15 protein-coding genes are annotated in these 17,513 nt (G+C 71.5%); 7 read left to right on the top strand and 8 right to left on the bottom strand.

Annotated features, from left to right (window positions below; genetic code table 11):
- Position 1: 1 nt before the first annotated feature.
- From D458_RS0126370 to D458_RS0126360, 3 genes are read left to right on the top strand one after another with little or no spacing between them, the layout of a single operon-like run.
- Entirely contained in the window at positions 2 to 1,300 is a 1,299-nt protein-coding gene (locus tag D458_RS0126370) for a cysteine desulfurase (protein ID WP_017589713.1), read from the top strand.
- A gap of 20 nt (positions 1,301 to 1,320) precedes the next feature.
- The gene (gene sufU, locus D458_RS0126365) at positions 1,321 to 1,794 is read left to right on the top strand and encodes a Fe-S cluster assembly sulfur transfer protein SufU (protein ID WP_017589712.1); all 474 of its coding nucleotides are present in this window, start codon (positions 1,321 to 1,323) and stop codon (positions 1,792 to 1,794) included.
- The gene (locus tag D458_RS0126360) at positions 1,795 to 2,172 is read left to right on the top strand and encodes a metal-sulfur cluster assembly factor (RefSeq protein ID WP_017589711.1); all 378 of its coding nucleotides are present in this window, start codon (positions 1,795 to 1,797) and stop codon (positions 2,170 to 2,172) included.
- Positions 2,173 to 2,313: 141 nt separating this feature from the next.
- Here the strand turns inward: D458_RS0126360 and D458_RS0126355 are convergent, their stop codons facing one another.
- Both D458_RS0126355 and D458_RS0126350 read right to left on the bottom strand, forming a co-directional pair.
- Positions 2,314 to 3,072 carry a DUF2470 domain-containing protein gene (locus D458_RS0126355; protein WP_017589710.1) on the bottom strand — a complete coding sequence of 253 codons (759 nt, stop codon included), beginning with the start codon at positions 3,070 to 3,072 and terminating at the stop codon, positions 2,314 to 2,316.
- A 156-nt stretch (positions 3,073 to 3,228) separates the two neighbouring features.
- Positions 3,229 to 5,535: a hypothetical protein gene (locus tag D458_RS0126350; RefSeq protein WP_017589709.1), complete on the bottom strand. Its 2,307-nt coding sequence runs from the start codon at positions 5,533 to 5,535 to the stop codon at positions 3,229 to 3,231.
- 694 nt (positions 5,536 to 6,229) lie between these two features.
- Between D458_RS0126350 and D458_RS0126345 the strand changes: the two genes are divergently transcribed.
- Entirely contained in the window at positions 6,230 to 7,171 is a 942-nt protein-coding gene (locus tag D458_RS0126345) for an SGNH/GDSL hydrolase family protein (protein WP_193374660.1), read from the top strand.
- A 109-nt stretch (positions 7,172 to 7,280) separates the two neighbouring features.
- Here D458_RS0126345 and D458_RS0126340 read toward each other — a convergent pair whose 3' ends face one another.
- The 5 genes from D458_RS0126340 to D458_RS0126320 all read right to left on the bottom strand — a co-directional run bounded on the left by D458_RS0126340 (position 7,281) and on the right by D458_RS0126320 (position 12,204).
- A complete protein-coding gene (locus D458_RS0126340) occupies positions 7,281 to 8,444 on the bottom strand; it encodes an EAL domain-containing protein (RefSeq protein WP_026119699.1) in 1,164 nt (387 codons plus the stop codon).
- A gap of 194 nt (positions 8,445 to 8,638) precedes the next feature.
- A complete protein-coding gene (gene fabF, locus D458_RS0126335) occupies positions 8,639 to 9,877 on the bottom strand; it encodes a beta-ketoacyl-ACP synthase II (RefSeq protein WP_017589706.1) in 1,239 nt (412 codons plus the stop codon).
- Between the two features lie 132 nt (positions 9,878 to 10,009).
- Entirely contained in the window at positions 10,010 to 10,249 is a 240-nt protein-coding gene (locus tag D458_RS0126330; protein ID WP_017589705.1) for an acyl carrier protein, read from the bottom strand.
- 87 nt (positions 10,250 to 10,336) lie between these two features.
- Positions 10,337 to 11,293 carry a beta-ketoacyl-ACP synthase III gene (locus D458_RS0126325; protein ID WP_017589704.1) on the bottom strand — a complete coding sequence of 319 codons (957 nt, stop codon included), beginning with the start codon at positions 11,291 to 11,293 and terminating at the stop codon, positions 10,337 to 10,339.
- A gap of 2 nt (positions 11,294 to 11,295) precedes the next feature.
- Positions 11,296 to 12,204: an ACP S-malonyltransferase gene (locus D458_RS0126320; protein WP_017589703.1), complete on the bottom strand. Its 909-nt coding sequence runs from the start codon at positions 12,202 to 12,204 to the stop codon at positions 11,296 to 11,298.
- A 331-nt stretch (positions 12,205 to 12,535) separates the two neighbouring features.
- Here D458_RS0126320 and D458_RS0126315 point away from each other — a divergent pair, with 331 nt between their 5' ends.
- Together D458_RS0126315 and D458_RS0126310 are read left to right on the top strand one after the other, a co-directional pair.
- On the top strand, positions 12,536 to 13,819 hold the full coding sequence (locus tag D458_RS0126315) for a PucR family transcriptional regulator (RefSeq protein WP_017589702.1): 1,284 nt from the start codon (positions 12,536 to 12,538) through the stop codon (positions 13,817 to 13,819).
- Positions 13,820 to 14,120: 301 nt separating this feature from the next.
- Positions 14,121 to 15,059: a hypothetical protein gene (locus tag D458_RS0126310; protein WP_017589701.1), complete on the top strand. Its 939-nt coding sequence runs from the start codon at positions 14,121 to 14,123 to the stop codon at positions 15,057 to 15,059.
- Between the two features lie 185 nt (positions 15,060 to 15,244).
- Here the strand turns inward: D458_RS0126310 and D458_RS0126305 are convergent, their stop codons facing one another.
- The gene (locus D458_RS0126305; RefSeq protein WP_026119698.1) at positions 15,245 to 16,930 is read right to left on the bottom strand and encodes an alkaline phosphatase D family protein; all 1,686 of its coding nucleotides are present in this window, start codon (positions 16,928 to 16,930) and stop codon (positions 15,245 to 15,247) included.
- Between the two features lie 129 nt (positions 16,931 to 17,059).
- Between D458_RS0126305 and D458_RS0126300 the strand changes: the two genes are divergently transcribed.
- Positions 17,060 to 17,470, top strand: a complete 411-nt coding sequence (locus D458_RS0126300) for a secondary thiamine-phosphate synthase enzyme YjbQ (protein ID WP_017589699.1) — start codon at positions 17,060 to 17,062, stop codon at positions 17,468 to 17,470.
- The last annotated feature ends 43 nt before the right edge of the window (positions 17,471 to 17,513 follow it).

The following is a 17,513-nucleotide window of genomic DNA, read 5'->3' as shown; positions in this document are numbered from 1 at the left end:
CATGACCCTCCGCGAGCCCGGTCGGCCCGACACCGGTCTGCTCGACACGCAGGCGATCCGGGAGGACTTTCCGATCCTCTCCCGGACCGTCCGTGACGAGCGCCCGTTGGTGTACCTCGACTCCGGGGCGACCTCGCAGAAACCGCGCCAGGTGCTGGACGCCGAGCGCGGGTTCTACGAGCGCCACAACGCTGCGGTGCACCGTGGGGCGCACCAGCTCGCGGAGGAGGCCACCGACGCCTACGAGTCCGCCCGGGAGACGATCGCCCGTTTCATCGGTGCCGACGCCGACGAGGTGGTGTTCACCAAGAACGCCACCGAGGCGGTGAACCTGGTCGCGTACGCGATGAGCAACGCCGCCACGGCCGACGATGGCCTGCGCGGCTTCCAGGTCGGCCCCGGCGACGAGATCGTCGTGACCGAGATGGAGCACCACGCCAACCTGGTGCCCTGGCAGCAGCTCTGCCAGCGCACCGGCGCGACGCTCCGCTGGTTCCCGGTGACCGAGGAAGGTCGCCTGGACCTGTCGGACCTCGACGAGCTGGTCAACGAGCGCACCAAGCTGGTGGCCTTCGCGCACCAGTCCAACGTGCTCGGCACCGTGAACCCGGTCGGTACCGTTACCGCCCGGGCCCGCGAGGTCGGCGCGATGGTGCTGCTGGACGCCTGCCAGTCGGTTCCGCACATGCCGGTGGACGTCAGCGCGCTGGACGTGGACTTCCTGGCCTTCTCGGGGCACAAGATGCTCGGTCCCAACGGGATCGGCGTGCTCTGGGGGCGCCGGGAGCTGCTCGCGGCCATGCCGCCGTTCATCAGCGGCGGTTCGATGATCGGCGTGGTGCACATGAGCCACTCCACCTGGGCGGACCCGCCGCAGCGCTTCGAGGCCGGTGTGCCGATGGCCCCGCAGGCCGTCGGTCTGGCCGCGGCCTGTGACTACCTGTCGAAGGTGGGCATGGACCGGGTCGCCGCGCACGAGCACACGCTCACCGAGTACGCCCTCAAGCACGTGGGAGCGATCGAGGGCGTGCGGATCGTGGGCCCGACCGAGGCCGTGGACCGCGGCGGCGCGGTGTCGTTCGTGGTGGACGACATCCACCCGCACGACCTGGGCCAGGTCCTGGACGACAAGGGCGTCGAGGTTCGGGTGGGACACCACTGTGCCTGGCCGCTGCACCGCAAGCTCGGTATCGTCGCGTCCACGCGTGCGTCCTTCTACCTCTACAACACGTTGGAGGACGTGGACGCGCTCGTGGAGGCCATCCGGGCCGCCCAGAGGTTCTTCGGGACCAGGGCCTAGTACGAGGATTCTGCCTGACCATGCAGTTGGACGCGATGTACCAGGAAATCATCCTGGACCACTACCGGAACCCGCACCACAAGGGGCTGCGGGATCCGCACAACGCCGAGGCGCACCACATCAACCCCACCTGCGGGGACGAGGTGACGCTCCGGGTGGCGCTGACCCCCGCCCCCGGTTCGGAGCTGGACGAGAAGGCCGTCGTCAGCGACGTCTCCTACGAGGGGATGGGCTGTTCGATCAGCCAGGCCAGCACCTCGGTGCTCACCGACCTGCTCATCGGCAGGACGGTGGCCGAGGGCATGACGACCCTGGACGCGTTCACCGAGTTGATGCAGTCCAAGGGCAAGGGTGAGCCGGACGAGGACGTGCTGGAGGACGCCGTGGCGTTCGTCGGTGTGTCCAAGTACCCGGCTCGGATCAAGTGCGCCCTGCTGGGGTGGATGGCCTGGAAGGACGCGGTGTCGCAGTCCTTGGAGAAGGAAGGCGCCTGAATGAGTGACAACGAGACCACGACGACCGAGACCGCCGAGAAGCCCGAGGCCGCTCCGCTCTCCCCTGAACAGGAGGCGCTGGCCGAGGAGATCGGTGAGGCTCTCAAGGACGTGATCGACCCCGAGCTCGGCGTGAACATCGTCGACCTGGGTCTGGTCTACGGGGTGAACCACGACGACACGTCGATCACCCTGGACATGACCCTGACCAGCGCGGCCTGCCCGCTGACCGACGTGATCGAGGACCAGGCCAACAGCGCCCTGGAAGAGTTCGAGCGCGAGGTCAAGATCAACTGGGTCTGGATGCCGCCGTGGGGTCCGGACAAGATCACCGACGACGGTCGGGACCAGCTGCGCATGCTGGGCTTCAACGTCTGATCCGATTCTGTCGGAGCACGGGCCGGGACCTGTAGGGGGCCCGGCCCGTCGTGCTGTCCGCCGCCGGTTCCGGTGGCGGGGCTCGCGTGTCCGGGCGTCCGGTGGTGCCCTGCGTGGTCGCCGCCGCCTCCGGGCGCCCGCTCAGCACCGGTGCTGGTCGAGACCGGCCATCTCCTGGACCTCGTGGGCGACGTCGTGCGGGGTGCGGGCGGGCCTGCGGAACGGGATCCGGACGTCGTGGTCGCCGTCGGGGCCCTCCAGGCGCAGCCGGAGCCCGTGGCGGTCCACACCGAGCGGGCGCGGCCGGCCCTGGGGGAGCGGGGTGGCGCACCGGGTGACCAGGGCCCGGAGGACGTCGGGGTGGTCGTCCTCCAGGTGGCGCAGCCAGGGACCCTCCCAGCGGCCGAGGGGGTCCGCGGCGGCGTCCGTGAACTCCTCCGGGCGCAGCAGGTGGCAGCCGTCGTGGTCGGAGTGGACGACCAGGTGGGGGTCGATGACGACCATGGTGCGGCCGTGCCCGAGGTCGAGCAGGCGCTCGTCGGGGTCGTCGGCCAGGACGGAGAGCGCGCGGTCGCGGGCGTCGGAGAGGGAGGGGACGCTCAGGCCGCCGCTGACCCACAGCAGGGAGCGGGTCGGGTCGCGCAGGTCCACCGGGGCGGTGTCGGTGAACTCGACGGTGGCCTCCAGGGTGTCCCCGCCGATCTCGGCCAGGACGCGGTGCTGGTCGGGGACCAGAAGCGTGACCTCGCCTTCGGACGTGGTGTGGCAGACGGCTCCGGTCAGGTGCAGGGAGACGTCGGCGCCGGTGACCGTGGCCGGGTTGGGTCGGGAGAGGACGGAGCGCGCCCGCTCGGCGGGGGAGGGCGTGAGGGAGTTCGGGTACGGCAGCAGGAGGACCACCTCAAATCTATTAGGTAAGGCTAACCTATATCTTTCTGCTGCCGGGTGGTACCCCCGCGGCCCCGTCCGGGCCCGGGCCGGCCCGGAATCCTCCCCCGGACACGAGAGAACCCCCGGACGGCGGCCGTCCGGGGGTTCTCTCGTGTCTTCAGAGGGTCAGTGCGCGGCGAACATCCCCGCGCGCAGTTCACCGGCGATGTCGTCGTCCCCGCGCAGGGACAGCGCGTCCAGCAGCGCCTGGGGGTCCGCCAGGGACTCGTCCCCGTGGTCGGTGATCCGGCGGGACAGGATCCTGAGCGCCTCGTCGGTGGAGGCCGGTGCGGTGTAACCGATCAGGTGCAGGGCACGGGCGGCCGGCGGGTGCCCGCTGAGATCGTTGGCGGGCAGCTTGCGCGCGTCCAGACGGTCGCCGGAGACCGTGATGAACATGCGGTCGCCCGGCTGGGCGGCCTGGCGGCGCAGAAGCGGGCGCAGGGAGTCGAAGGCCGGCTGGTCACGCCAGACCAGCACCAGCAGGTCCGCGCCGGGGGCGGTCAGGCACAGCAACCGGCCGGGCTGCAGGCCCAGGTGGGTGGCGTAGCCGGTGGGGACGGCCACCGGGGCGCCGTTGAGGTGGTCGGCGGTGATGTCGATGCGGTGCCACCAGCGCCCGTCCGGGGCACGGAAGCAGCGGGCCGAGGTGGCCGGGTCGCTGGCTCCGGGGCGGGTCTGGGGTGCGTGGACCACGACCGGGGAAGGGGGCACCGACATGGGGACGGGGGCGTGACCGGGCTGGTAACCACCCTGGTCGGGGCCGGGTCTTTGCTGGTAGCCCTGGTCGGCTCCGGACAGGGCGGGCTCGGCGGGAGCGGGTTGGCCGTCGGGCCGGCGCCGGATGGGCAGCCCGTTCTCGGTCGTGGCGCCGGATTCCTCGGGCGAGTGACCGCCGCTGGGAGCCTCCATGGGCACCGAGGTGTCCACGTGCACGTGTCCGTCACGCAGGCTCACCCCGGGGGTGCTCAGCAGCCAGGCGCGCAGCTCCTGCTGGCGGATGCCGATCCGGCCCAGCCGGATCCCCGCCTCGGTCAGGTTGGGGGTGCCGCCCAGCAGCTCACGGGTCTGCCAGCGCAACCGGTTCGGGTCGTCGGCGATGAGCCAGCCGTTGTGCATGCGGCGGTCGGTGAACAGGGTGATGATCACGCGCCACAGGGGAGTGTGCAGCGTGGGCACCTCCACCGGGTGGTCCGGGTGCGCGTTGATGAGCCGGTCGATGGTGGTCGCCGAACCGAGCTGTTCGGACAGCTCCCGGAGGTGTTTGGTTATGGTGCTGCCCTCGGGGGAACCGAGCCAGCGCAGCAGTCGTTCCTCGACCTTGCGCTGCGCTCCGCGGATCTCGGTCACGTCCACCGCTATCTGCTCGGAGAGCACGCGGATGCTGATCGGGTCCGTGGCGAAGAGCCGTTCGGCGGCCACCGTGCGTTCGAGGTCGGGCCAGGAGCGGAACATCTCCTCGACCTGGTCCACCAGGGGGTGCCGGCCCAGGACGTGCGGGGCGGGACGCTCCTCCGCCTGCTCGGGGCGGGGCGCCTTGGTCCGGCTGAAGCTGGGGCGGCGCAGGGTGCGGCCGGGGCCCAGGAGCGAGCTCCGGAACTGCGAACGCAGGTCGCCCACGCCGTTGGACGCCGCGATCCGGGCGTCCACGTCCACCGTCTCGGCGCCGATCGCCGCCCCGGGGAGCATCGCCGCGGAGCTGACCATGCCGCCGACCGCGGCGGGGGCCTCGGCCTCGGGGGAGGGCTGGTGCTCGCCCGGAGGCTGGTCCTGCTGGGCGCGCAGGGCCCTCAGGGTCCGGATCGCACGGGTGGCCGGTGTCTGCGGCGGCACGGAGCCGTCTCCGGTGCTCTCGGCGAGGTCGGGCGCCCCGCTCGTGCCCGTCGCGGCGTTGAGGTAGTCGAGCGCGTTGCGCACGTGTTCGGGTGCTGAATCGGGGAGCCAGTGCGCGATGGTGCGCACGGCCTCCGTCATGAGAGCGGGGGAGGGGGTGGGGCCGCTGGGCAGTTCACAGCAGGGCTGGAGGGCGCGCCAGGCGACGGTGCTGACGATGTCGAGGACGCCGCAGCCCTGGAGGTGCCACTCGTGCATCGCCTGAGGGCTGGTCGAGATGAGGCGGTCCCAGTTCCCGGCGGCGGTGACCACCGCGCCGCGGACGGGTTCGGCCAGGTCGGAGCAGTCCACGGGCTGGGTGCGCAGGCTCGGCAGGAACTCGGAGAGGGCGACGTGTCCCCACTGTTCCACCGCGAGGCGGGCCAGTCCGTTCGCGAGCCAGGGAGGTCCGGCGATGTCCAGGACACGGGCGACGGGCAGCGAGTGCCACCAGCCGTCGATCAGACGGTCATGGTGGAGCAGGGGTGCCACGTCCGGCGACCTCGACCACCGCAGGGCGGGTGCGAGGTCGACGAGGCAGATCGGAGAGACGGCGTTCATCCGCTGGGGACCTCGACCTCCTGGTGTCTGCACGTGAATTGGGGAGGAACCGCACGGGCCTTCGGTTCGATGCACCACAGTACGCGCCCTTGACCCGGAGGAGGACGGGTCTTGAACCTACTCGGCTGTTTCGTGTGAGGGGCACGGCCGGCCGAGGGACAGGGGTGCCGTGAGCACTTCTCCGAGATCGTACGTGCCCCGGGCCCCCATGGGTAGTCCCAGGCCGACCCGGTGGGCCGATACCGGAGGGTGACCACAGCGTGTGATCACCGTGATAGAGGAGATTAACGTCAAAAATCTTCGAAAGATTGTGATCTACCTCATATCGGACTTTTGGCTCTTCCCGCGTCCTTCGGGCGTTGTTCCCACGGTGCCTCCCGCGCGACGTGTCGTTCCGTTGGGGACGCGGTCCCGTGGCCGGGGGTCCGGTGGAGGAGGACGAACCGGAGAGCTCCGGCACACACGAGCCCGGCGCGCTGACGTCGGGCGCGGGTATGCTGGACGGGCACTGTCCTCGCCCGAGCGCCCTTCGGCCGGGTGGCCGCAGCGCGGCCGACCCCGGGGCCGACGGTGCTCGGACATTCGGGCCAGCGGCACACCGCGACCCGCCAAGACTTCCGTTCCCGCGCACCCCGGCGCTTGGCAGGCGTGGGACGGTCGATCCGGATGATTGGTTGACGTGACAGACCTTGAGATGAATCCCCCGGCTGCTGCGCCCGCTGACAGACCGGAGCTGATCCGGTCCTACGTGGCGATCGGTGACAGCATCACAGAGGGCATGGAGGACGACAGCGGCCCCGGCGGCGAGTACCGGGGGTTCGCGGACCGCCTCGCGGAACACCTGGGCACCCTCTCCCCGGACTTCCGCTACGCCAACCTCGGTGTGCGTGGCCGCCGGATGAAGCACATCTTCGGCGAACAGCTCGAACAGACCCTGGACTGGAAGCCGGACCTGGTCACCGTCCTCGGCGGCGGCAACGACGTCCTGCGCCCGGGGGGCGACCTGGACGAGCTGGCCGAGACGTTCGAGTGGGGCGTGCGGCAGCTCCGCGACGCCGGTATCCGGGTCGTCATCCTCGCCGGGCACGACACCGGGTGGATCCCGGTGCTGCGCCTGTACCGGGGCCGCATCGCGGTGTTCAGCATGCACATGCGCGCCGTGGCCGAGCGCACCGGCACCGAGATCGTCGACCTGTGGGCGCTCAACGCCCTCAACGACCCCCGGGCCTGGAGCGACGACCGGCTGCACCCCAACGGCGCCGGCCACCAGATCATCGCGGCCCGCGTCGCCGACCTGCTCGGCCACCCGATGGGCCCGCCCGAGACCTGGGCCGACCCCTGGTCGACCCCGCCGCAGCAGCTGCCCGTGATCCTGCGCCGCCGCGAGGGCCGCCGCTGGGCGCGCCAGCACCTCGTGCCGTGGCTGCGCCGCCGGGCGATGGGCCGATCCTCCGGTGACGGCCGACTGCCCAGGCGTCCCGAGCTGGACTACCTCCACGACGAGGAGACCCGCGAGATGCTCCGGCAGGAGCTGCGGGAAGCCGGAGTGGACACGCACTTCAACGACTACTCCGCGGACGACACCCCTCCGACCAGCAGTCCTTCGGGCACCAAGGGCCCCGAACCCCTGCGCTGACCGGACGGAGACCGACCGCGAACACATGAGGACCCCGCACCGAACCCGGTGCGGGGTCCTCTCCGCTTCCACGAGCGGATGCGGGGCGGGGGAGGCGCTCCGCCGGGGGTCAATGCCGTGACAGCGACTGGATGAGGTCACTGACGTGCACCACACCCATGCACTGGCCGTACGGGTTGGTCACGATCAGGTCGTCGTAGACGCGTTCGCGGTCCTGCCCCGCCACCCGCAGCGCCGAGATCGCCGACAGCCACGCCGGGACCGTCCGGGGTGACTCCGCCAGGCGCAGGGCGGGGCGCTTGGCGTGCAGCGCGTGCCCGTAGCGTCCGGTCACCGACAGCAGGAACCGGGTCCGGTCGATCACTCCTGTCGGCCGGTCCCGGTGGTCGATGAGCACCACGCTGTTGAGCGCGGTGTCAGCCGTGAAGGCCTCCAGGACGTGTTCTCCCGTGGACTCGGAGTCGAAGTCCAGCGGCGGGACCATGAACTCGGTGACCCGCGGACCCGCGTCGGTGTCGTCCAGGGCGGTGGCCGCCGGTTCGGGTACCGGCGTCACCTTCTCCCCGGGCCGCCAGTCCGGTTCGGCGAAGAACGCCCCGCTGCCCAGCCGCACCCCGCACTGGCGCAGCCGAACGATCTCCTCGGAGCGGGACACCCCCGCCGCCAGCGCGTACACACCGCTGCTCCGCCCGATCCGGGCCAGCCCCTCCACGATCCCGCCGTGGCGCTGGTCGCCGTCGATCCCCGACACCAGGGCGGGGTCCAACCGGGCCAGGAAGGGGGTCGCCTCCACGACCAGGTCCGGCCGGGCCATCGCGGTGCCGAAACCGCACCGGAAGCCCAGGGCCCGCAGGCCCGCGACCCCCGCGAGCACCGCCGTCCGGGGCAGGTCCACCAGGTCGGGGGTGAGCATCAGAGTGACGTCGCGCGGCCGTCGGCCGGCCCGGCGCAGCGCGCTCTCGACCAGCGCGGGAAGGTTTCCCCCGTCGACGAGGACGGCCGAGGGCAGGGGCAGTATCAGCGGCAGCAGGTACTCGGAGCCGATCCCGTTGCGGACCAGGGAGGCGAGCCACTCGGCGGTGAGCACGGCCCCGCGGCCGCTCCCGTCCGGTCGGCCCAGCCCTTCCGGGACCCGGGTGACGACCTCCACCGCCACGACGGCACCGGAGTCCAGGTCCACGACGGGACGGAACGACGGGCCCCGCGTCGTTCGCGGTTCGACCTCGGCGGAGCCGGGTGCCGGTCGGTGGTGTGGGGGGTGAAGGGTGGACACGCCCACCATGGTGACCCGTGGGGCCAGTCGACCTGAAGCCCTGTGCGCGGCTGTTCAGCCGTTCTTGAGACGGGGGTCCCCGGACGTTCACGCACCGGCGGCAGGGGTCACCGACACGACAGTGGGCGTCACCGTACGGTGACGCCCACTGGGTGGAACGGAGACGCGCTCGGACCGCTCAGGTCCGGGCCGGGTCAGGCGCGGCGGAAGGCCAGGGCGATGTTGTGGCCGCCGAAGCCGAAGGACTCGTTGATGGCGGCGATGTCACCGCCGGGCATCTCCCGGGGCTTGTCGAGGACGATGTCCACGGCCACCTCGGGGTCGAGCTCGGAGGTGTTGATGGTCGGCGGGATCATGCCGTCGTGCAGGGCCAGGATGGTCGCGATCGACTCCACCGCGCCCGCGCCGCCCAGGAGGTGGCCGGTCATGGACTTGGTGGAGGTCACCGCGACCCGGTCCGCGGCGGAGTCGCCCAGAGCCGAGCGGATCGCCCGGGTCTCCCCGACGTCACCGGCCGGGGTGGACGTGGCGTGCGCGTTGACGTGCACGATGTCACTGGGCTTGAGGTCGGCGTCGGTCAGCGCCTGGGTGATGGCGCGGGCCTGACCGGCGCCTTCGGGGTCGGGCTGGACGATGTCGAAGGCGTCGTTCGTGTAGCCGACACCGGCGGCGCGGGCGTACACGCGCGCACCGCGCTTGGCGGCGTGCTCGGCCGACTCCAGGACGAGGATGCCGGCGCCCTCGCCCATGACGAAGCCGTCGCGGTCCTTGTCCCAGGGACGGGACGCGGTCTGCGGGTCGTCGTTGCGCGTGGACAGGGCACGCATGGACGCGAAGGAGGCGATGTTGAGCGGGTGGATCGCGGCCTCGGTCCCGCCCGCGATCACCACGTCGGCCCGCCCGGCGCGGATCATGTCCACGGCGTTGGCGATGGCCTCCGCGCTGGAGGCGCAGGCGCTGACCGGGGCGTGGGCCCCGGCGCGGGCGGTGAACTCCAGGGCGACGGCCGCGGCCGGGCTGTTGGGCATGAGCATGGGCACGGTGAACGGGGAGACCCGCTTCCAGCCCTTCTCACGGAAGTTGTCGTACTGCTCCAGGATGGTGAGGATGCCACCGATCCCGCTGGAGACCACCACTCCGAGGCGGAGGGGGTCCATCTCGGGGGCGCCCGCGTCCGCCCACGCCTCCTGTGCGGCGATGAGGGCGAACTGCTGGGTCCGGTCGAGGCGGCGCAGCCTGGGACGCGGAAGCTTCTCCGAGGGCTCCTGCGCGATCTGCCCGGCGAAGTGCACCGGGAGCTTCTCGTGCCAGTCCTCCGGCAGCATGCTGATCCCGGAGCGGCCGTCGAGGAGCGCGGACCATGTGGTCGCGACGTCACCCCCGAGGGGGGTGGTGGCGCCGAGGCCGGTGACGACGACATCGGTCTTGGACATGATCCGATCGCCCTTCTCGTGGGTCGTTCCCGGCGGTGTGTGCCGGGAGGCGTGGCGGATGGTGGGTCTGGGCCGTCCGTGGTGCGGACGAACGGGCCGCCGGGTGGTTGTGTACCCGGCGGCCCGGGCACGCTACTTCTGGATGAAGTTGATGACGTCCTGGACCGTCTTGAGGTCCTTGAGCTGGTCGTCGGGGATCTCCACGCCGAACTTGTCCTGCGCGGCGACGGCGATCTCCACCATGGACAGCGAGTCGATGTCCAGGTCGTCCACGAAGCTCTTCTCGGGCGTGACGTCGGACGGCTCGGTGCCGACGATCTCTTCGACGATCTCGCCGAGGCCGGCCAGGATCTCCTGCTCGCTGAGAGCCATGTCTTGTTTCTCCTTGCTTGACGAATGTGATGTCGGGAAACGTTCCCGCTTGTGCAACGGGAGTGCCCGGGCCTTCCGGGATCCGGATCAGGGGATGCGGATCACCTGTGCGGCATAGACCAAGCCCGCACCGAATCCCAGGGTGAGCACGGTGCTCCCCGACGGCAGTTCCCCGCGTTCGATCATGCGCGACAGCGCGAGAGGGACCGACGCGGAGGAGGTGTTGCCCGCGGTGACGATATCGCGGGCAACGAGTGCCTGGGGTGCCCCCAGCTTGCGCGCGATGGATTCGACGATCCGCAGGTTGGCCTGGTGGGGCACGAAGGCGGTGAGCTCCGAGGGCTCCACGCCGGCCCGCTCCAGGGCTTCCAGGGCCACCTTGTACAGCTCGGTGGTGGTCCACCGGAAGACGGCCTGGCCCTCCTGGTAGAGGTACTTGCCCTCCCGGAGGTAGATCTTGTCGGCCCGGTCACCCGAGGAGCCCCAGACGACCGGTCCGATGCCGTGGTCCTCGGAGGCCGAGACCACGGCGGCGCCGGCACCGTCGGCGAAGATCACACAGGTGGACCGGTCCTCCCAGTCCACCCAGTCGCTGAGCTTCTCCGAACCGATCACCAGGACGTTGCGCGCGCTGCCGACCCGGACGGAGTCCGAGGCCAGCCCGAGGGCGTAGACGAAGCCGGCGCAGGCGGCGTTGAGGTCGAAGGCGCCCGGGGCGACGATGCCGAGCCTGGTGGCGACGGTGGCCGCGGTGTTGGGGATCTGGTCCTGCACCGTGCAGGTGGCCACGATCACCAGGTCGATGTCCTCGGGGGAGAGCCCGCTGGCGGCCAGGGCCTTGCCCCCGGCGGCCACGGCCATGCTCGCGACGGTGTCCTCGGGGCCCGCGATGCGCCGCTCCCTGATGCCCACGCGGCTCTGGATCCACTCGTCGGTGGTGTCGACGCGGGCCTCGAGGTCGGCGTTGGTCACCACCTGCGACGGCTGGTACTCGCCGAAGGAGAGGATCGCGGCGCCGCCGGGCGCGCTCGGGACCTTGAACATGGTCAACCTTCCTGCTGGGTGCTCGCGGAGGGGGCGGTTCCCGCGTGCTCCTTGATGAGGGCGCCTGCGCGCTCGAGGTCGTCGGGGGTCTTCACCGCGAGGAGCTCGACGCCGCGCAACGCACGCTTGGCGAGGCCGGTGAGGGTCCCCGCGGGGGTCAGCTCGATGAGGGCGGTCACCCCGAGGTCGGCGAGCGTCTGCGTGCACGCGTCCCAGCGGACCGGGGAGGAGATCTGCGCGACCAGGCGCTCCAGGTACTCGGTGCCGCTGCCGACCACGGCGCCGTCCGCGTTGGACAGCAGGCGCACGCTGGGGTCGGCGGGGCTCAGCCCCCGGGCGGCCGCACGCACCCGCTCCACGGCCGGGGCCATGTGCTCGGTGTGGAAGGCACCCGCCACGGACAGGGGGCGCAGCCGGGCCCGCTCGGGCGGGTTCTCGGCGAAGGCGGCCAGCTGGGCGATGGTGCCCGCGGCCACGATCTGCCCGGACCCGTTGTCGTTGGCCGGGGTCAGCCCGGCGGCCTCGATGGCGGCCAGGACGTCCTCGCGCTTGCCGCCCAGGACCGCGGTCATGCCGGTCTCGGTACGGGCGGCGGCGTCGGCCATCCCGCGGCCGCGTTCGGCGACCAGCGCCAGCGCGTCCTTGGGGGAGAGCACACCGGCGATCGCCGCGGCGGTGAACTCGCCGACGCTGTGTCCGGCGGTGGCGTCCACGAACGAGGGGTTCGCGGGCAGCGCCGCCTCGGGGGCGGTCAGCGGACCGAGCACGGCGGTGGCCGCGGCGAGGCCGGCGCCGACCAGCAGGGGCTGGGCGACAGCGGTGTCACGGATCTCGTCCGCGTCCGCGGTGGTGCCGTAGCGCACGAGGTCGAGACCGGTCACCTCGGACCACGAGGCGAACGTCTCGGCCATGCCGGGGAGTTCGAGCCACGGGGAGAGGAAACCGGGAACCTGGGCGCCTTGGCCGGGAGCAACGATTACAAGCACGACATCAACCTTGCCCTGTAGGAGATCACCAGTTGGATAGGGAGAGACACGAAGTTCACAGGACAGCGTTTGTAGGTACTCCACAAAATGCTGTCCGCAGTGTGTCCACAAACCCGAAACGGGTGGAGGAGATCACTTTCCGACGTTACGCGGCACTCTCCGTGCGTCGTTCACGGACCCTGTTCCACCTGCGGGGTGACGGCCGACACGGGGGTGAACTCCGGGCCGGGAGCGGAGGGGATGCGAACCTAGACGAGTGAACACCGAACCCCAACCGGCCGAGGACGGCGCGAGCTCGCCGACCGGGGCCGACGCCCCACAGAACCAGACCGACACCCCGAAGGGCCGGACGGACTCGGCGCAGGACCAGGTCCGGGCCGAGACCGTCCGGCGCCTGGAACGCTCCATGGGCGTCCTGGGCACCGCGGCCGTCAGCCGCATGGAGGAGCGGCTCGGCTGGTTCCGCCGGATGTCGGCCCAGGACCGCTCCTGGATCGGCCTCGTGGCCCAGTCCGGGGTCGCCGCCTTCGTGGACTGGTTCCGCAACCCCGAGCGCGGTCGCCCGGCGATCACGGTGGAGGTCTTCGGCACCGCCCCGCGCGAACTCACCAGGTCGGTCTCGCTGCAGCAGACCGTCGACATGATCCGCGTGGTCATCGAGGTGGTGGAGAGCCAGGTGGACGACCTGGCCGCCCCGGGCGGCGAACAGCAGCTGCGGGAGGCCATGCTCCGCTACACCCGTGAGGTGGCCTTCAGCTCCGCCAAGGTCTACGCCCGCGCGGCCGAGGCCCGGGGCGCCTGGGACGCGCGGCTGGAGGCGCTGATCGTCGACGCCCTGCTGCACGGCGACCAGGTGGACGGGCTGCAGACCTGGGGGTCGGCGCTCGGCTGGTCGCACACCCCGGTGATCGCGGTGGCCGGGGACATCGGCGAGGAGGACGGCGGCAAGGTCCTGGACGACCTGCGCTCGGCCGCCCGCCGTCTGGGCTACGACGTGCTGGCGGGCATGCAGGGGCGTCGCGTGGTCGTGGTGGTCGGGGTCGGTGACCGCTACCCGGTGGACGAACTGCCGGCCGCGGCCGCGGAACCCCTGGCCGGACTCTTCGGGGACGGCCCCGTGGTGGTGGGTCCGGCGGTGCCCGACCTGCACACGGCGGGGATCTCGGTGCGTGCGGCGGTGAGCGGACTCCGGGCCGCGGTGGCCTGGCCCGACGCGCCCAGGCCCGTGATCGCCGACGACCTTCTTCCCGAGCGTGCGCTGGAAGGCGACACCGAGGCCCGCCGACAGCTCGTGAGGGAGGTCTACCTCCCCCTCCAGGGCGCGGGTTCCCCGCTCCTGGACACGCTGTCGGTCTACCTCGAACACGCCTCCTCGCTGGAGGCGACCGCGCGCATGCTCTTCGTGCATCCGAACACGGTGCGCTACCGGCTCAGCCGCATCTCCGAACTCACCGGGCACATCCCCTCGGACGGCCGGGGCTCGTTCGTGCTCCGCGTGGCGGTGGCTCTCGGAAGGCTGTCCGAAACCCGGGACGGGTGAGTCGTGGCCGGTATCTGCCAAAACTGTGACGGAGACCTTCGACACGTCGTAATCTGATCGTTGCCTGCCATGTCATCCCGCTTATGGAAGTTTCACCAGCGTCGGGTATGTCTGTGACTGACCGTGTGCGCCCGGGGACTACGCGAAAAGGGATAGCTTTGATACGGGCGGGTTGCAGGTGGAGCCGAGAGGCGACGAAAACCCTCGGGCGTCGCTCCCCGCACCGCCTCGTCACGACGTTCTTGGGGGGTCCAACGCTGTGGTCGAGCGACCGAGGAAGAGGTTCCGGATACTACGTCCGGTGATCGATTTCGTACTTCAGCCCACGCAGGAGGGCGAGCTGCGCAGACGGGTGCTGTTCTGGCTCCCCGCGCCGCTCCCGGTTCTCGGACTGGTGTACCTGTTGGTGGGTGGCGCGTTCTCCGCCGCCGGTTGGACGATCCTGCTGGCCGCGAGTGTGGGTGTGGGGACACTGCTGCTCGCGATGATCGTGCAGCCCACCCCGCTGCCGGAGGGCCTGGCGCCGCCGGTGTCCGCCCGGCGCGCCCTGCACCGTTTCCGCCAGTTCACCCAGCTGCGGGTGGCGCTGGCCCTGGTGCCGATGGCCATCGGTGCGGCCGCCGCGATCGCGGGCGGCGGGATGTACCCGCTGTTCGCCGCGCTGGCCCTGGCCTGGCCCCAGCTGCTGCTGGCCATGCCCACCTTCTTCACCATCACCAAGGCGCGCCGGGCGATGGAGGCCTGGGGCACCACGGCCTACCTGTGGCACGCGCTGTCCCGACCGGCCAAGGTCACCTGGCCGATCGCCACTCCGCTGGCCCGTTCCTACCGTGCCTGGCGTGCCGACCGGGCCCGTCGTCTGGCCCAGCAGAAGGAGCAGGACCAGCAGCAGGAGCAGGCGTGGAAGGAGGCCGTGCGGGAGGAGAAGCTCAACCCGACCGAGCCGGCCGTCCCCGCCGCGGACCAGCCCGGCACCGGGGACCCGCAGCTGCAGCGCACCCGTAAGCTCCAGGCGCTTCCGGAGGAGACCGGGGACCAGGACAACGAGCCCACCGCGCTCATTCCCAAGCCCGAACCGGCCGGGACCGAGGACATCCCCTCCCCGGCCTCCGGGTCCCGCGGCACGGTCGACCGGGCCGCCCGGCAGATCCTGGAGGAGGGCGGTGCCCTCGGGTTGAGCGTGCGCCGCAGGCGCCGCGGCCCTTCGTCCACCCGCCGACCCCACTCCAACAAGCCCTAGAACCGCCTGTGGCGGCGTTCCGATCCGGAACGCCGCCACAGCCGTGTCCGGGCCGGGACCACCGGTTCCCCGGCCGGTTCGGGGCGGGCACCGCTCCGGCGGCGGAACCACCACGCCGGGGAGGACTCCTACCGGGCCGCCGGCGGGGGCCGGGTGCGCGCACGGGAGGATTCCGAACACGGACCTCAGACGCGGACGCGGCGGCGGACCTCGGGCAGGGCGTCGTCACCGCCTTGTGGGCAGTGGTACCAGCGCGCCTCGGCCTCGCGGCCGTCGAAGGCCACCTCGCCGATCGTGTTGCCGAAGTAGGGGCGCTCGGCCAGGCGCCAGGACAGCGGGCTGCGGCGCACCCCGGCCAGCCGGGTCATGATCTTCCCGGCCACCTGGAAGGGCCAGCTCGTGGACAGGGCCGCGGCGCGGCGGAAGGTCGGCGGGAGCTGGTTGCACAGCGCGGAGGAGACCAGCTGGGTCACCCGGGAGGACGTCCCGCCCGTGCGGGCCCGGGCGCGCGCCAGGTAGGAGAAGTGGACGTCCCCGCCGAGCAGGAGGACGGTGGCGGGGGCCGGTCCGCGTTCGCCGCGGGCGACGTCGATCACGGCGTCGGCGAGACGGTGGAAGGAGTACTGGAAGGCGCCCCAGTGCTCCAGGTCCAGGGCCTGGCGGAGCTTCTCCGCCGGTCCGCGCGCCGCCGACCCCCAGGCGCCGCCGCACACGGCCTCGTTCCACGCCTCCAGGTGGTGCACGGAGGGCGGCAGCAGGATCGGGACGGTGGAGGCCACCACGAGGTGCTCGGGGCCGCCGGTGAGGTTCCGGTCGAGCCAGTCGTGCCCCTCGGGCCCCAGGATGGACCGGGAGCCGTCGGAGGGGTCGCCCTCGCCGAGTGCCCGTCCGCAGCGGGTGTCGGCCACCAGGACGCGTACGTCGCCGATGTCGTGGCGGTGGCTCCACCGGTAGGAGGAGGGTTCGCCGTGCGCACGCCGGGCGAAGGCGTCCAAGGCGTCCCCGGCGTCGGTTCCGCGTTCCCGGTGGTCGAGGACGGCCTCCCACAGGGGGTCCTCGGCGCGCGCCTCGGGGGAGAGGTTTCCCACGTGCTGGTACACCCAGTAGGCGCCGATCCCGCTGGTCACCCGGGTGCGCCACCACGGGTGCTCGTCCATGGAGCGCCGCCAGGCGGCCGAGGTGTTCCAGTCGTCGCGGATGTCGTGGTCGTCGAAGACCATCAGGGTCGGGACGGTCGACAGCAGCCACCGCACCTGGGGGTCGGACCAGGCCTGGCGGTAGAGCTCGGCGTACTCGTCGTAGCGCACGACCTCGTCCTCGGGCGCGTCGTCTTCGGCATCGCCGTGCCGCGCCTGCTCGAGGAAGGCGCGCATGGGTTCCTGGATCTCGTCGGCGTAGACCTGGTCGCCGATCAGCAGCAGCACCAGGTTGTCCTCGGCGGCGCCGTCGGTTGAGGCCAGGCCCTCCCGGGCCAGGCGGCGCGCGGTGGCGCGGAGCATGTCGGGGCCGTAGCGGACCAGGCCCTCGGGTGTGTCGCCGGTGGGGGTGTGACAGGAGCCGTACAACAGGCGGGTGGGCGCCTGGGGGGACAGCGTGCGCAGGACACTCGGCGGCATCGGGCTGTCGGGTTCGGGCCAGACGCGGTCCTCGCCGAGGAAGATCTCGTAGGGGAGGACCGAACCGGGGGCGAGATCGTCGATTTCGCACACGGCGTAGTGGTGGCCGTGGACCGAGAAGGTCCGGGCGGCCGAGACCGGCCCGCCGTCGACACGGATCCGGACGTCACAGGGGCCGTCCGTCTCCACCCACACTGTTGCTGTGGTGGGTCCCACGTGCCGGAGCACGGGTCCCAAAAGTAACGAGACAGTCACCCTTTTCCCTTCTTTCGTCCAGTTTCACACACGTCGACGACGAGTATGGCCGCTCGGGGACGGCCTCCGCCATCCGCGGACCGACGGGTGATGGTTGCACCGGGAGCCCGGCTGCGCGAAGGTGTCGCTATGCGGACACAGATCCTTGAGCTGCACACCGGCGGATCGGAGAGCATCACCGACATCACCCAGCAGTGCGGCGACTTCGTCGCCCGAAGCGGTGGTGACGGACTGCTCAACGTCTTCGTCCCGCACGCGACCGCGGGTGTGGCCATCATCGAGCTGGGAGCGGGGTCCGACGACGACCTCCTCGCCACCCTCGACGACCTGCTACCGGCCGACGACCGGTGGCGCCACAAACACGGCTCCCAGGGGCACGGGCGTTCGCACGTCATGCCGGCGTTCGTCGCTCCACAGACCACGGTGCCCGTTCTGTCGGGCAGACTCGAACTGGGGACGTGGCAGTCCATCGCGATTGTGGACCTGAACGTGGACAACCCGGACCGGCAGGTGCGGTTGTCCTTTCTGGGGTCCACATGACCGGATTCGGCGGGCGCCGGTTCGGCCGCGCGTTGACGGGAGA

The organism is Nocardiopsis ganjiahuensis DSM 45031, from assembly GCF_000341085.1.
Lineage (GTDB): Bacteria > Actinomycetota > Actinomycetes > Streptosporangiales > Streptosporangiaceae > Nocardiopsis > Nocardiopsis ganjiahuensis.
The sequence above is the reverse complement of the archived record's forward strand: the minus strand, read 5'-3'. Positions and strand labels throughout refer to the sequence as shown.